Source organism: Caproicibacterium sp. XB2, from assembly GCF_044880635.1.
GTDB lineage: Bacteria > Bacillota > Clostridia > Oscillospirales > Acutalibacteraceae > Caproicibacterium > Caproicibacterium lactatifermentans.
The window spans coordinates 268,100-282,264 of record NZ_CP173227.1; the positions used below are offsets into that span (position 1 = coordinate 268,100).

The 14,165-nt window shown below is 52.2% G+C and carries 12 protein-coding genes; 6 read left to right on the forward strand and 6 right to left on the reverse strand.

What is annotated here, in order from left to right; genetic code table 11:
- Positions 1-155: 155 nt before the first annotated feature.
- From glmS to prmC, 6 genes are all read left to right on the forward strand, one after another.
- Positions 156-1,982 (forward strand): glutamine--fructose-6-phosphate transaminase (isomerizing), encoded by a 1,827-nt coding sequence (glmS, locus tag ACIHKT_RS01215; RefSeq protein WP_086035108.1) that lies wholly within the window; start codon positions 156-158, stop codon positions 1,980-1,982.
- A gap of 204 nt (positions 1,983-2,186) precedes the next feature.
- The gene (locus ACIHKT_RS01220; RefSeq protein WP_086035109.1) at positions 2,187-3,548 is read left to right on the forward strand and encodes a VCBS repeat-containing protein; all 1,362 of its coding nucleotides are present in this window, start codon (positions 2,187-2,189) and stop codon (positions 3,546-3,548) included.
- Positions 3,549-3,644: 96 nt separating this feature from the next.
- Positions 3,645-4,349 carry a response regulator transcription factor gene (locus tag ACIHKT_RS01225; protein WP_086035110.1) on the forward strand — a complete coding sequence of 235 codons (705 nt, stop codon included), beginning with the start codon at positions 3,645-3,647 and terminating at the stop codon, positions 4,347-4,349.
- Positions 4,337-5,884 carry an ATP-binding protein gene (locus ACIHKT_RS01230; protein ID WP_086035111.1) on the forward strand — a complete coding sequence of 516 codons (1,548 nt, stop codon included), beginning with the start codon at positions 4,337-4,339 and terminating at the stop codon, positions 5,882-5,884. The genes ACIHKT_RS01225 and ACIHKT_RS01230 overlap by 13 nt, the downstream gene beginning before the upstream one ends.
- Positions 5,865-6,833: a DUF1385 domain-containing protein gene (locus tag ACIHKT_RS01235; RefSeq protein WP_086035112.1), complete on the forward strand. Its 969-nt coding sequence runs from the start codon at positions 5,865-5,867 to the stop codon at positions 6,831-6,833. Before ACIHKT_RS01230 ends, ACIHKT_RS01235 begins: the two co-directional genes overlap by 20 nt.
- Positions 6,830-7,681 carry a peptide chain release factor N(5)-glutamine methyltransferase gene (gene prmC / locus ACIHKT_RS01240; RefSeq protein WP_086035113.1) on the forward strand — a complete coding sequence of 284 codons (852 nt, stop codon included), beginning with the start codon at positions 6,830-6,832 and terminating at the stop codon, positions 7,679-7,681. Before ACIHKT_RS01235 ends, prmC begins: the two co-directional genes overlap by 4 nt.
- Positions 7,682-7,735: 54 nt before the next feature.
- On the opposite strand, the gene cysS is transcribed toward prmC, so the two are convergent.
- The 6 genes from cysS to recA all read right to left on the reverse strand — a co-directional run bounded on the left by cysS (position 7,736) and on the right by recA (position 13,962).
- Positions 7,736-9,160, reverse strand: a complete 1,425-nt coding sequence (cysS, locus tag ACIHKT_RS01245) for a cysteine--tRNA ligase (RefSeq protein ID WP_086035114.1) — start codon at positions 9,158-9,160, stop codon at positions 7,736-7,738.
- 19 nt (positions 9,161-9,179) lie between these two features.
- The gene (gene epsC, locus ACIHKT_RS01250; RefSeq protein WP_086035115.1) at positions 9,180-9,872 is read right to left on the reverse strand and encodes a serine O-acetyltransferase EpsC; all 693 of its coding nucleotides are present in this window, start codon (positions 9,870-9,872) and stop codon (positions 9,180-9,182) included.
- A gap of 332 nt (positions 9,873-10,204) precedes the next feature.
- The gene (pgsA, locus tag ACIHKT_RS01255) at positions 10,205-10,777 is read right to left on the reverse strand and encodes a CDP-diacylglycerol--glycerol-3-phosphate 3-phosphatidyltransferase (RefSeq protein ID WP_404352589.1); all 573 of its coding nucleotides are present in this window, start codon (positions 10,775-10,777) and stop codon (positions 10,205-10,207) included.
- Positions 10,774-12,135 (reverse strand): 30S ribosomal protein S12 methylthiotransferase RimO, encoded by a 1,362-nt coding sequence (rimO, locus tag ACIHKT_RS01260; RefSeq protein WP_086035117.1) that lies wholly within the window; start codon positions 12,133-12,135, stop codon positions 10,774-10,776. Before rimO ends, pgsA begins: the two co-directional genes overlap by 4 nt.
- Positions 12,136-12,138: 3 nt before the next feature.
- On the reverse strand, positions 12,139-12,750 hold the full coding sequence (locus tag ACIHKT_RS01265) for a regulatory protein RecX (protein ID WP_086035118.1): 612 nt from the start codon (positions 12,748-12,750) through the stop codon (positions 12,139-12,141).
- Between the two features lie 48 nt (positions 12,751-12,798).
- A complete protein-coding gene (recA, locus tag ACIHKT_RS01270; protein WP_404352592.1) occupies positions 12,799-13,962 on the reverse strand; it encodes a recombinase RecA in 1,164 nt (387 codons plus the stop codon).
- Positions 13,963-14,165 lie beyond the last annotated feature (203 nt).

The window sequence follows — 14,165 nt, forward strand, 5'->3', positions numbered from 1 at the left end:
CATGAAGCGGGCAGTCGTCAGACGATGTACAAAGTGTGATGCGGTGTCGGCACCCCGTGGAGAATCACTCAGAAAAGCATCGTTATTTCCGTGAAGAAATGTTCTATCCATTTTTATTTTTAGCATTTGTATGTACAGAAAGGAAAATTGAATATATGTGTGGAATTATAGGCTATGTAGGCAAGCATGATTCTGTTGATATCCTGCTGGACGGACTGCGTCAGCTGGAGTACCGCGGCTATGACTCCGCCGGCATTGCAGTGTATGGCAAAAGCGGTGTTTCGGTCGTAAAGACACAGGGACGTCTGCAGCGGCTTCAGGATAAGATTGATGCCGGCGAGCGTCCATTTGGCTGCTGTGGCATTGGGCATACCCGCTGGGCCACCCATGGCGAGCCGAGTGACGTTAATGCACATCCGCACCGCAGCGGCCGTGTCACACTGGTGCACAACGGCATTATCGAGAATTATATGCAGCTGAAAGATGCCCGCCTGGCCGAAGGGTTTACTTTCCAGAGCGAAACGGATACGGAAACGGTTGCCGCGACGCTGGACCACTATTATGAGCAGAGCAATGACCCCATTCAGGCCATCGCACAGACGATCCATGATGCAGAGGGTTCCTACGCACTGGGCATTCTGTTTGATGACCAGCCGGACACCATTTATGCGGTGCGCAAAGACAGCCCGCTGGTGGTTGGCTTGGGCAGTGGGGAGAACTTCATTGCTTCCGATATGACGGTTCTGCTGCAGCATACCAAGCAGTATTTCCTGCCGGAGCCGGGTGAAATTGCCATTCTGCGCAAAGATGGCGTAGAAGTCGTTGACCTTGCGGGCAAACCGGTCCATAAAGATGTTTTGACAGCTACTTGGGACGTGGGCACGGCCGAAAAGGGTGGCTATCCGCACTTTATGCTGAAGGAGATTCATGAGGAGCCGGAAGCAGTGAAACGCTGCCTTTCCCCGCGCATTCGCGGCGGAAAAGTGGAACTGGGTATTTCTGGTTTGCCGGATGATACACTGGCGGCCGTTGATCATATTCATATTGTGGCCTGCGGTACGGCAATGCACGCTGGTTTGGTGGGACGCTATGCCATTGAAGCACTTGCCCGTATTCCGGTGGAAGTTTCCATTGCTTCCGAGTTTCGCTATCGGGACCCGATTTTCAGCAAGCATGACCTGGTCATTCTGATTTCACAGTCCGGCGAAACCGCCGACACACTGGCGGCACTGCGTCTGGCAAAAGAAAAGGGTGTGCGCACACTGGCGATTGTCAATGTGCCGGGTTCTTCCATTGCGCGGGAAGCGAACGATGTGCTGTATACATGGGCTGGTCCGGAGATTGCGGTTGCCAGCACCAAGGCGTACTTGGTGCAGCTGTCCGTACTGTACCTGCTGGCGGTCAAACTGGGCTGTCTGCATGGTCAGCTGACAGAACAGCAGGAAGCGGATTACTGCCGAGAACTTTTGGAAATGCCCGCGCATATCCAGGAAGCCATTGACCATGAACCGGAGATCATCAGCTGTGCTAAGCAGCTGAAAGACGATGAGCATGTGTTCTTCATTGGCCGCGGTGTCGACTATACCCTGTGCCAGGAAAGTTCCCTGAAGCTTAAAGAAGTATCGTATGTGCACTGTGAGGCATACGCTGCCGGAGAATTAAAGCACGGAACGATTTCTTTGATTGAAGAAGGCACACCGGTCATTGGTGTGGCAACACAGCCGAGCCTGTACCCCAAAACCGTCAGCAATCTGGAGGAAGTAAAGTCCCGCGGTGCCAAAGTGATTTTAGTCTGCCGTGAAGGGGATAAGGTGGATTCGGAACTGACGACTAACCTGCTGCGGGTGCCGAAAGTACGCGATATTCTGTCACCGTTGGTTGCCATTGTACCGTTGCAGCTTTTGGCTTATCATATTGCTGTGTTGCGCGGGTGCGATGTGGATAAACCGCGTAACCTTGCAAAATCTGTCACAGTTGAATAAAGTTTAGATAAAATAAGAAAGGTCCGCTCTGCAGATTTCAAACCTGTGGGGCGGATTTTTTTGATTTTCTTTTGTCAAACAGGAACGCTGTCCGCGGGGCAGGAGGCAGCTCTGTACAGCGGCTGTAAATATTTTAATACTGTTCATTCCAGCCGAAAAATGCTATACTGTTAATAAAAATGTGAAGGAAAAGGAGGTGAGCGTGTGGCACAGCGAAAAAGGCACACCGGCTGGAAAGCGGTAGCCCTTGGGCTGACACTCAGCCTGCTGCTTTCCGGGTGTTCTTTTACCGGACTGGACGCGCGCTCTCTGATGCGCCCACCGAAACCAACCGGCGAGAAAGCGAATATCTATAATTTACTGGAAGAAAAGGCCGGACGTAATTTCACCCTGAAATATCCGGCTTCCGGTGACTACCGTTCTGCCATTATTCAGTACAATTTGTGCGGAGATTTCACTCAGGAGGCGCTGGCATTTTATCAGCGGGGAGATAATGACACAACGGTAAACCTGCTCTTTACGCAGAAGGTGAATGGGAAGTGGAAAGACATCGGCACGTTTTCCACCCCCGGCGCACAAGTGGACCATGTGTGCTTTGGTGATATGAACGGTGACGGCGTAGATGAAGTGATTGTTGGCTGGGGCAGCAGTGCCAGTTCGGCTAACACGGTTTCTATTTATTATTATCAAAATCAAAAAATGAATGAGCTGAAAGTAGACCAGAGCTACAGCGGAATGTCCGTTATGGACTTTGACGGGGACGGTAAAAAAGAGCTGCTTACGGTTGACATTCCTACCGATATACAGCAGCCACTGACCGCACAGCTGTTTCGTATGCAGGGCAGCGCGCTGCAGCTGATGGGCAGCACCCGCATGGAAGCGGGCATTGTAAAGCTTTCCAATCTGAAGGAGGGCAATGTCAGCGCCAAACAGCCGGGCGTTCTGCTGGACTGTGTGCAGACCAGCGGCAAAACGCTCAGTGAACTTCTGTACTGGAATAAGGCAAAGAAAACACTGACCGCGCCGCTTTACAGTGCACAGTCACCGCAGCAGAATGTAACCATGCGGGATGTTGCTATTTCTTCCTGCGATATTAATAACGATAGAATTATCGAATTCCCCATTGTCACGCGGCTGCCGGGTTATGTGGGGGTTTCTTCCGATGACGTGGGCAGCGAAACACAGTGGACACAGTTTAATTCTGCCAGCGGGAACTACAGCACGGCTGCCTCCATGATTTTCAATTCGCGGGACGGCTACAGCATTACCCTGCCGGACAAATGGAAAAATGCCATCACCACACGGCAGGACGTAGGTGCCCGTACCCTGACGGTTTCTTCATTCAACGTTTCCGGCGGCACAGTGGGAAAAGCGCTGCTGGTGGCACAGGTGTTTACCCAAAGTGAGTGGAATGCTAAAGAGAAGACAAAAGGGTTTGAGCAGGTGCTGTCGGATGGCAGCCTGGTCGTAGCGATTTCCTGCCCGACACCGAGTGACCCGCTGGCGGTTCCGGCGGCACAGCTGAAAAAATGTTTTCAGTTTATCACGACAGACAGTTCAACTTGAGAAGAAAATTCCCTGCAGTTTCGGCAGGATGTGTATGAAAAGATTTCAGGGACCGCCCGCAAAGGTGGTGCCTTTTGTGTACAGAAGGAGGCAGCTATGAAGAAAATATTGATTGCGGAGGATGAACAGGCCATCCGTGAATTCATTGTTATCAATCTGGAACGGGCCGGATATGATGTGACTGAGGCTGAAAACGGTGACCAGGCACTGGAGATATACGCAAGGGAGAACGGTGACTTTGATGTAGCTATCCTGGACATTATGATGCCCGGCCAGCATGACGGCCTTTCGGTCTGCAAGGAACTGCGTCACCAAAGCGGTTCTATCGGAATTATCCTGCTGACAGCGCGTACACAGGAAATGGATAAGGTGAGCGGTTTGATGATGGGTGCCGATGACTATGTGACCAAGCCGTTTTCTCCAAGTGAGCTGGTCGCACGCGTAGATGCCGTATACCGGCGTGTGGCACTGGAGCAAATGCGGGTGGAAAATCATTTTACCGAGGAAATTCGTTCTGGTGAGTTTTCGCTGAACCTGCGCAGCCGAACCCTGATGAAAGGTTCCAAACATATTGACCTGACACAGGTGGAGTTCCAGGTTATGGAATACTTTTTCAGTAATCCCGGTGCCGCGCTGGAGCGCAACGCCATTCTGCGGCATGTGTGGGGTGAATCCTATGTTGGAGAAGAAAAAATTGTAGATGTCAATATTCGTCGGCTGCGCATGAAGGTGGAGGACGAACCCAGCAACCCGAAACATATTGTTACGGTTTGGGGTTTGGGATATAAATGGGAGGCCTGAAGACGAAAGTGCCGGAACAGGTAGGAAATACAGAAAACAAAGAAGAACAGCAGAAAAATACCAAAAAGATTTCACAGCGCTGGCTGCTGAATTCCCTGGGCATTACGGTGCTGGTACTGATTGTGCTCATTGTTGCGCTGTCACTGGCGGCCCGCAGCTATATTTACAACGGCATTCAAACGACAATCGATTCCAGAAGCGAGGAACTGACCAATGTCTTCGCAAACAACGGCCTGCGCACGGCCAGCAACTTTAGTACGGTAGCTCGCCAGTATGTGGAGAATTTCCCCAATAAAGAAAGCATGGAACTGATGGTATTTAACAACAGGGGAAAAATTATCAATACCAGTCTGGGATTTGCGCCGGACAGCAGTGAGAAGATGCCGGATTATACCGCGGCCCAGCAGAACAAAAACGGTTACGGCACATGGACCGGACCTTTGTCCAGCGGAGAACGGGTCATGGCAGTTACACGTGTGCTGCGCGGCAGTTCCGGAAAATTTGTCGGTGCTATCCGCTATGTCGTTTCGCTTTCCGCGGCAGACCGTCAGATTTTGTTTATTGTCCTGCTGCTTGCACTGGCCGGTCTGGTCGTGATTGCGCTGGTGCTGCTTTCCGGCAGATACTTTATCCGCAGCATTCTGGTGCCGATTCGGCAGATTGGCAGCACAGCCAAACGAATCGCACAGGGGGACTTTAATGCTCGCATTGAGCACTACCAAAATGATGAAGTAGGCGATTTGTGTCGCACCATCAACGACATGGCCAAAGAGCTGGGCACAACGGAGCGCATGAAGAATGACTTTATCTCCTCCGTTTCTCATGAGCTGCGTACACCCTTGACTGCCATTAAGGGTTGGGGTGAAACACTGCAGGCCGGCGGGCTGGACCAGAAAAGCTTTAACAAAGGCATGGATGTGATTATTCGGGAAACGGAGCGGCTTTCCCGAATGGTAGAGGAGCTGCTGGACTTTTCACGGATGCAGTCCGGGCGCATGACACTGACCATGGACCGCATTGACATCTTGGCGGAGCTGGGTGAAGCAGTGTATATGTTCAGCGAGCGTGCAAAGAATGAGGGGAAATTCCTGCTGTATGAGGAGCCGGCTATGCTTTCACCTGTGTTGGGTGATGTAAACCGTCTGCGTCAGGTATTTGTCAACATTTTGGACAACGCCCTAAAATATACAAACCGCGGCGGGACGATTAACGTTACCGCCAGCGAAGCGGAAGGTTTCATTCAGGTTATCATCAGTGACAACGGCTGCGGCATTCCGGAAAAACATCTGCCGAATGTGAAAAAGAAATTTTATAAGGCAAACCAAACCGTGCGTGGCTCCGGAATTGGGCTGGCGCTGGCGGATGAAATTATGCGCCTGCATTCCGGCAGCCTGGATATAGAAAGCCAAGAGGACGTGGGGACGGCCGTTACCATCACTGTACCTACCATTCAAATGCTGCGGGACCACCTGCAGAAGGAGAAAGAAAAACAGCAGACCGAGGAGGAGGCAGACGATGACAGCAAACAATCCTGAAAAGTGCATTACTTCTATTGGGGGTCAGGCACTGATTGAGGGAATTCTGATGCGCGGTCCACACCGCATTGAAGTTGCTGTGCGTACACCAGAGGGGAAAATTGACTCCGAAGAGCTGCAGTATGTCCCTATTTGGGACCGCTGGCCGGTGTTCCGATTGCCCCTTTTGCGTGGGGTGGCTTCTTTTGCGGACAGCCTTTGTATGAGCAGCCGGGCACTGGATATGTCCAGTGAAAAATCCGGCATGACGGATATAGAGGGCGAGGAGGAAGAAAACGAGAGCAAACTGGATCAGTGGATTGACAAACATCTGGGGGATAAGGCAGCCAAAGTTTTTATGGTGATTGGTTCTGTGCTGGGAGTAGCGCTTGCGATTGCATTGTTCTTTTTGGTGCCGACGGCACTATTCAATTTGCTGCTGCATGTAACCGGCTCAGGGCTGGCGGGCTGGCGCAGCCCATTTGAAGGGGTGCTGCGTTTGATTATTTTTGTCGCCTATATTGGGCTGCTCGGTTTTCAGCCGGATGTAAAGCGAATGTTTCGTTACCATGGAGCGGAGCATAAAACAATTTTTTGCTATGAAGCTGGCCTGCCCCTCACGGTGGATAATGTGCGCCGGCAGGGCCGTTTCCATCCGCGCTGTGGCACCAGCTTTATGGTGCTGATGATTTTGATTGGCATTTTGGTTGGACTGTTTATTCCGTTTTCCAATCCATTCCTGCGCACTTTTGTTAAACTGCTGTGTATTCCCATTGTTGTGGGGCTGGGGTATGAACTGATTCGCTACTGCGGCCGTCACGAGAACCGCTTAACACGCATCATTGCCGCGCCGGGGTTGTGGATGCAGCGCCTGACCGTGAAAGAGCCGGACGACGGCATGATGGAAGTAGCAATCGCGGCCATGAAGAAAGTGATTCCCGCGAATGGAGAGGACCGGATTGCCGCATGACAAATGAACAGGCATATTTAAAGGCAAAAAAGATTTTGCAGCAGGCCGGAAACGAAAGTCCGGCATTTGATGCGGTGTGCCTCTGTCAAAAGGTACTGCATCTGGACCGTCCGGGTCTTGCAGTGCATGGACACGAACCGGCGGACGAACGAAAGGCGGAACAGCTTCTGCGGCTTGCGGAAAAACGGGCGGCCGGTGAGCCGCTGCAGTATCTTTTGGAAAAATGGCCGTTTTTGAATTTGGAGCTGGCAGTGGGGGAAGGTGTGCTGTGCCCGCGGGAAGAAACCGAATTGCTGGTCCACAGCGCTTCCCGTCTGCTGCCGCAGGGCGTACGAGTGCTGGACCTGTGTGCCGGCAGCGGTGCCGTGGGGCTGGAGCTCAAGAGCCTGCGGCCGGATTTGACAGTGGCCTGCGGTGAAAAATATCCGCAGGCGTTTGCCTACCTGCAGAAGAACTGCCGCGCCTATCTGGACCTTGCCGTAACGCCGCTTTCATTGGACGCCTTTTCCAAGGCGGATGCGGCTTCCTGCGGGCTGTTAGGCGGCTTTTTGTGTAACCCGCCGTATGTACGTGCCGGGGAGATTCCGGGCCTGCAGACGGAACTGCATTATGAACCGGAAACCGCTATTGATGGTGGCACGGACGGTCTTCAGTTTTATCGGGCGATTTCCAAGCTGTGGATACCGCAGCTGCAGCCCGGTGGCCTGTGTGCGGTGGAAATTGGCGAAAGTCAGGCAGCGGCGGTTTCCGCCCTGTTCACATCGGTGGGGCTGGAGAAAATTTCGGTTATCAAAGACTTTAACCAGTTTGACCGTGTTGTTCTGGGCTGGAAGCCCACAAAAAAATAGATATAAAAAGCAGGCCCTCGATTTACATCGGGGACCTGCTTTTTGCTTTTGCATTTATTCTTTATGCCATTTTACACCCTGCGGTGTATCCTCCAGCACCACACCGCGTGCTTTCAGTTCGTCACGGATACAGTCCGCTTTCGCCCAGTTCTTCTCTGCGCGGGCCTGTGTGCGCTGTACAATGAGCGCTTCAATTTCGGCGCTTTCACTGTCTTCTGAGCTTTCGGTGCCCGGTACCGGGCGGCTGTACAGCAGACCTAGTACATCTGCCAGCTTAGTAAACAGGTCATAAGCATACTGACAGATTGCTTTGCCCGGCGCCTTTTCGGTGGAAAGGTCAGTGTTGATTTCTTTTACCATGTCAAACAGTGCAGCAATGGCGTTGGCTGTGTTCAGGTCGTCATCCATGGCGCTTTCAAACGCGGTGCGGCAGGCGTTCAGCTTTTCCCGTACAGCGGCATCACCGGTTTTTTCGCCGTCCGGTGCGTGCTGCAAAACAAAAGCAAGGTTATCACGGCAGTTATACAGGCGGTCCAAAGAAGCCTTGCACTGTCCAATCATTGCCACGCTGTAGTTGATGGGCATACGGTAGTGTGCGGATACCATTAGGTAACGAATCGGTTCATAGCCAAATTTTTCTGCTACATCACGCACAGTAAAGAAATTGTGCAGGCTTTTGCTCATCTTTTGGTTATTGATATTGATATAGCCGTTGTGCAGCCAGTAATGTGCAAATGGAACGCCATTGGCGCATTCACTTTGGGCAATTTCATTTTCGTGATGTGGGAAAATTAGGTCCTGCCCGCCGCAGTGAATGTCAATCGTCTTGCCGAGGTAGCGCAGTGCCATAGCCGAGCACTCAATGTGCCAGCCGGGACGGCCGTGCCCCCATGGGGATTCCCAGTAGGGCTCGCCCGGCTTAGCGCCTTTCCACAGGGCAAAATCCATGGCGTCCTCTTTGATTTCACCGGTGGCAATGCGCGCGCCGGCCTGCAGGTCTTCCAGCGGCTGATGGCTGAGTTTTCCGTAATTTTTATTTTTCAGGGTGCGGAAATAAACGTCGCCATTGTCGGTGGGATAAGCGTACCCTTTGTCTATTAAAGTAGAAATGAGCTTTTGGATACCCTCAATGTTTTCGGTTGCCTTGGGGTGTACCGTTGCCGGCCGCACATTCAGGCCGGCGGCATCTTTTTTGTACTCTTTAATATATCTGCGGCTGACGGTCAGGTAGTCGCTGCCTTCTTCGTTGGCCTTGTTGATGATTTTATCGTCAATATCCGTAAAGTTTTGCACGAAGGTGACCTGATAGCCGCAGTATTCCATGTAGCGGCGCAGAACATCAAAGACGCAGATGGGGCGGGCATTTCCTATATGAATGTAGTTGTATACGGTAGGACCGCAGGCGTAAATTTTCGCTTCCTTGGGCGTAATGGGGACGAACTCTTCTTTTTTGCGTGTCAGTGTGTTGTACAGTTTCATTTATGAAATCTCCCTGCAGTTATTTTGCTTTTGTACTGGATAGTGTCTGTGCAGGTTCTTCATCTTCTGCACAGCAACAGTTTTCTATCTGCATACCCAGCTTCTGTTCGATATTTTCCAGCAGTGTGTTCATGCGGCCCAGTTCCTGCGAAACAGGGTCGGTGACATGGACCTGGTCCAGGTTATTTGGGCGGACACCGTTAATGCGCACCACTCTTGCCGGTACGCCTACAGCGGTGGCATTGGCGGGTACTTCCTCCAGTACAACGGCGCCGGCGGCAATGCGGGCGTTATCACCGATTTTCATAGGGCCAAGGATTTTAGCGCCGGTACCGACCAACACGTTGTTGCCAAGGGTTGGGTGCCGTTTTCCCTTATCTTTTCCAGTGCCGCCCAAAGTTACCCCCTGATACAGTGTACAGTTGTCGCCGATTTCGGTTGTTTCGCCGATGACCACACCCATGCCGTGGTCAATGAACAGGCCTTTGCCGATTTTTGCGCCGGGGTGAATTTCAATGCCGGTTTTGTGGCGGGAGCGCTGGCTTACCCAACGTGCCAGAAACGGATGCCCGTTTTCCAGCAGCCGATGGGCCCGCCGGTAGCTGCGCACGGCCTTAAAGCCGCTGTAAAGGAAGTAGACCTCCAGCCGGCTGCGTGCGGCCGGGTCACGGTCCATAATTGAGTCAATTTCTGCCTTCAGCTTTGCAAACATAGTAACACTCCTTGTGTCGACACATGAAAAACAGAGCGCGAAAAAAGCCCCCGTCCATGCAGAAAATTTCCTGCACAGACGGAGGCGAAAAGTCAATTCCGCGGTTCCACTCCGGTTTTTCACTCAAGGATGATAACGGTTCCCGCCGTGCAGGGATTTCCCCCTGCCTGCTCCCGGATGCATGCTTCACAGGGCAGCCGCGAAAAGCACTTGCAGCCAGTGGCGCTTTCTCTCTGCCGCAGCGTGCCCTGTTACTTTTTCCGTTCTCAGCATTTCATACCTATTTATTATATGTTGCATGGGCTCAAATGTCAATGAAGGCGGACAGTTCCTTATCGAATCTGGTTGATTACATGGCGGTTTTGCACAATATAGACAATGCCGCTGATGACAGCCAGCACACAGGAAATGCCAATCAGCAGGTTGCCGAAGAGGTTGAGGGCAGGCATTGCGGCGGCGGAAACGATGCCGAATTCCCCGAGGGTTTGGAATAGCAGCACACAGATGGCGGCGACAATCTGGGAAACGGTTTTGGATTTGCCCCATTTGTTGGCGGCAATTACTTTGCCGGATTCCACAGCGACCAGCCGAAGAAAAGTGATGGCAAATTCCCGAAACAAAAGGATGAGAACCAGCCAGATGTTGCATAGGTCCAGCTTGACAAAACAGATAAAGACGGACAAAATCAGCACCTTGTCTGCTAGTGGGTCCAAAAATTTTCCGAAAGAAGTAATCATGCCGCAGGAACGGGCAATTTTTCCGTCCAAATGATCCGTATAGGAAGCTACGAGGAACAGCAGCAGTGCCCAAAGGTAATGTCCCCATACCTGCGGAAGCAGCAGGAAGGCGACAATAAACGGTACCATGACCATGCGCGCGAGTGATAGCTTATTGGGCAGGTTCATAAGTGAGCCTCCTTTTGCGGGCGCAGTTCACCCACAAGGTCTCCGTCAATACAGTTCGTTATCAGAATGGGCACAAAACTGCCGAAGGACGGCTTTGGGGTTCCCTGCGGTACGGTAAAGAATACTTTCCCGTCAATATCGTCTGGTGCCTGCGCGGCGGTGCGGCCAAACCAGCAGTTTACATAACGGTCCCAGCCCTCACACAAAACGGTTTGGATGCTGCCGACCATTGCTTCACCGGCCGCCTGCATACGCTCCATTTGGCCTTCCATAATCAGCTCGGCACGGTGTCCCTTTACGTCGCTGTCAATCTGATTCGGCAGCTGTGCCGCTTCGGTTCCCTCCTCCTGCGAATAGGGGAAACAGCCCAGCCGATCAAACTGAATTTCTTTTACAAATTCACACAGCTGGGTAAAGTCCTCTTCCGTTTCGCCGGGAAATCCGGTAATCAGCGTGGTGCGCAGGGTAACGTCCGGCAGCTTTTCGCGAATATGTGCAATCAGCTGTGTCAGTTTTTCCCGGTCACCCCAGCGGTGCATGGCTTTTAGAATTCGCCCGCTGCAGTGTTGCAGCGGAAGGTCAATGTACGGCAGAACTTTTGGCTCTTTTGCCATGACATCGAGCAGGTCATCGGTCAGGTAGTCCGGGTAGCAGTACAAAAAGCGAATCCACTGCAAACCGTCGATTTTGCACAGACGAGTCAGCAGGGCAGGGAGCATCAGCTTATGGCCGTACAAATCCCAGCCGTATTTTGTGGTGTCCTGTGCAATCAGCGTCAATTCCTTGGCGCCATTTTTCACCAGTTTTTCTGCTTCCACCACAATTTCTTCCATGGGGCGGCTGCGGTACCGGCCGCGAATAAACGGAATGGCACAATAGCTGCAGCGATTGTCGCAGCCCTCCGCAATTTTTAGGTACGCGTAATAGCTTGGCGTCAGCAGACGGCGTTCCCCGCACAGTGGCAGCTTTTCTTTTTCAGGGAAGGACTCCGGACGGCTGCCGGCCAGTGCTGCGCGGCAGACGGCGTCAATATCGGCATTTGCACCAATGCCGCAGACAGCGTCACACTCCGGCAACTGCTGCATAATCTGCTCACGGTAGCGTTCCGCCAGACAGCCGGTTACGACAATCGCCTTGATGCGTCCCTCTTTTTTCAGCCGCGCCAGTTCCAGTATCTCATTGATGCTTTCTTGTTTCGCGCTTTGAATAAAGCCGCATGTATTGACAATGGCGACATCGGCCAGCGCCGCGTCATCTTTTATCTGCCAGCCAGCGTTTTCCAGCGACGCCAGCATAACTTCTCCGTCCACCTGGTTTTTTGCACAGCCCAGGCTTATGATTCCAACTGAATCTGCCATAGTTTATTCTTCATCCTCATTTGTCATGTATTGTTTCAGTGCGGTGCGGATATCTGTGTATTCATAACCCATACGCTGCAAAGCGGCGGCCGCACGGCGGTGGCTTTTTTCGTCGGCCAATGTGCGGTATTTCTTTTGCAGGACTTTCTGTATGGCGGCGGTTACGTCCGGCTCATTTTGCAGAGCGGCCTGTTCCGCTGTCTGCGGATTGATGCCCTTGCGGGCCAGCTCATACCGCACACGGCGCAGGGCAAAGCCTTTTCGGTACAGTTCCCGTGCGTAGCGCTGGGCAAAGTTCGCATCATCAATAAGGCCGAGGTCCTCCATCTTCTGTGCGGCGGCTTCCGCCGCGGCACGGGGTACAGTGCGGGCAATTTTATCGGTCAGCTCTTTTTTGGAGTGACTGCGGTGCTCCAGCAGGTACAGGGCTTTTTCGCTTGCACGGTGTGCGTCGGACTGCTGCAGCAGAGTATGCAGTTCTTCATCTGAAATGTCCTGCCCCAGTTTCCAGCCGGCTTTCAGCAGCGTTTCCGTGTCTACACTGAGTGCATATTCACCGTCAAAAAATAAAGCGGTTTTACAGTGCCGCCGCGGTTCCATTGCGGTTAGTTCCACCCGCCAAACTTCCTTTCTCTGCGAAGCAGGGGAAATTCTTTTTTCTGCTTATTTGTCATCTGCTTCAATATCAATATTAACAGGATTGGTGCGGGGAGCGGGAGCTGGTTTTTCCTCCGCTTTATTTGTTGCGGCAGGTGCCTGCAGCGGCTTTGCCGCCGAAGCACGAGGAGAAATGGTTTTTGCGTACAGTTTATCCGCATTAGCGCGAATTTTTGCCTCAATCTCATCAGCCAATTCCTGATTTTCGAGGAACAGCTTTTTCACATTCTCACGGCCCTGTCCCAGCTGCTGACCGTTATAGGAGAACCAGGCACCGCTTTTTTCAACAATATCCAGTTTTACGCCGAGGTCCAGAATTTCACCCACATGGGAAATACCTTCGCCGTACATAATATCAAATTCTGCCGTACGGAACGGCGGCGCAATCTTATTTTTTACAACTTTTGCCCGTGTGCGGGAACCAATTTGTTCGGTACCATTTTTCAGCGTTTCTGCTTTACGGATATCCACACGGACAGACGCGTAGAACTTCAGCGCGCGGCCGCCGGGCGTAACCTCCGGGTTGCCGTACACAATGCCGACTTTTTCACGCAGCTGGTTAATAAAGATGGCGACGCAGTTGCTTTTGCTGATGGCACCGGCCAGTTTGCGCAGAGCCTGGCTCATCAGGCGGGCCTGCAGCCCCACGTGGCTGTCACCCATTTCCCCCTCGATTTCAGCGCGGGGGACCAATGCGGCGACCGAGTCAATGACAATGACATCGATGGCACCGGAGCGCACCAATGCTTCAGTAATTTCCAGTGCCTGTTCACCGGTGTCTGGCTGGCTGACCAGCAGGCTGTCCACATCTACGCCCAGTGCCGCCGCATAAATGGGGTCCAGTGCGTGTTCCACATCGATAAAGGCAGCATTGCCGCCGCGCTTTTGTCCTTCTGCAACGCAGTGCAGGGCCAGTGTCGTTTTACCGGAACTTTCCGGTCCAAAAATTTCGATGATGCGCCCGCGCGGAAAGCCGCCAATGCCCAAAGCCAGGTCCAGACCGAGGCTGCCGGTGGAAATGGCTTCTACATGCATGGCTTCGTTTTGTCCCAGGCGCATGATAGCGCCTTTTCCAAACTGCTTTTCAATTTTGGCCAGTGCCGTTTTCAGGGCTTCTTCTTTATTCTTTGCGTTCTGTGCAGCTTTATTTGAATCCTTGTTTGTTGCCATGGGCTGTCATCCTCCTGAAGTTCCGGCCGCAGCCGGGCATGAAACTCTCTGATTTTGTATCACTTTCCAGATAAAAAAAGAAAGATTCTTTACACCAATCGTAGTTATAAGTATATCGTACTCCGCAGAAAAAAGCAATACAATTTGAACATTTGTTCTGAAATAAAAACAGGAAAGAAGACAAAAATGCACCGGCCACAACA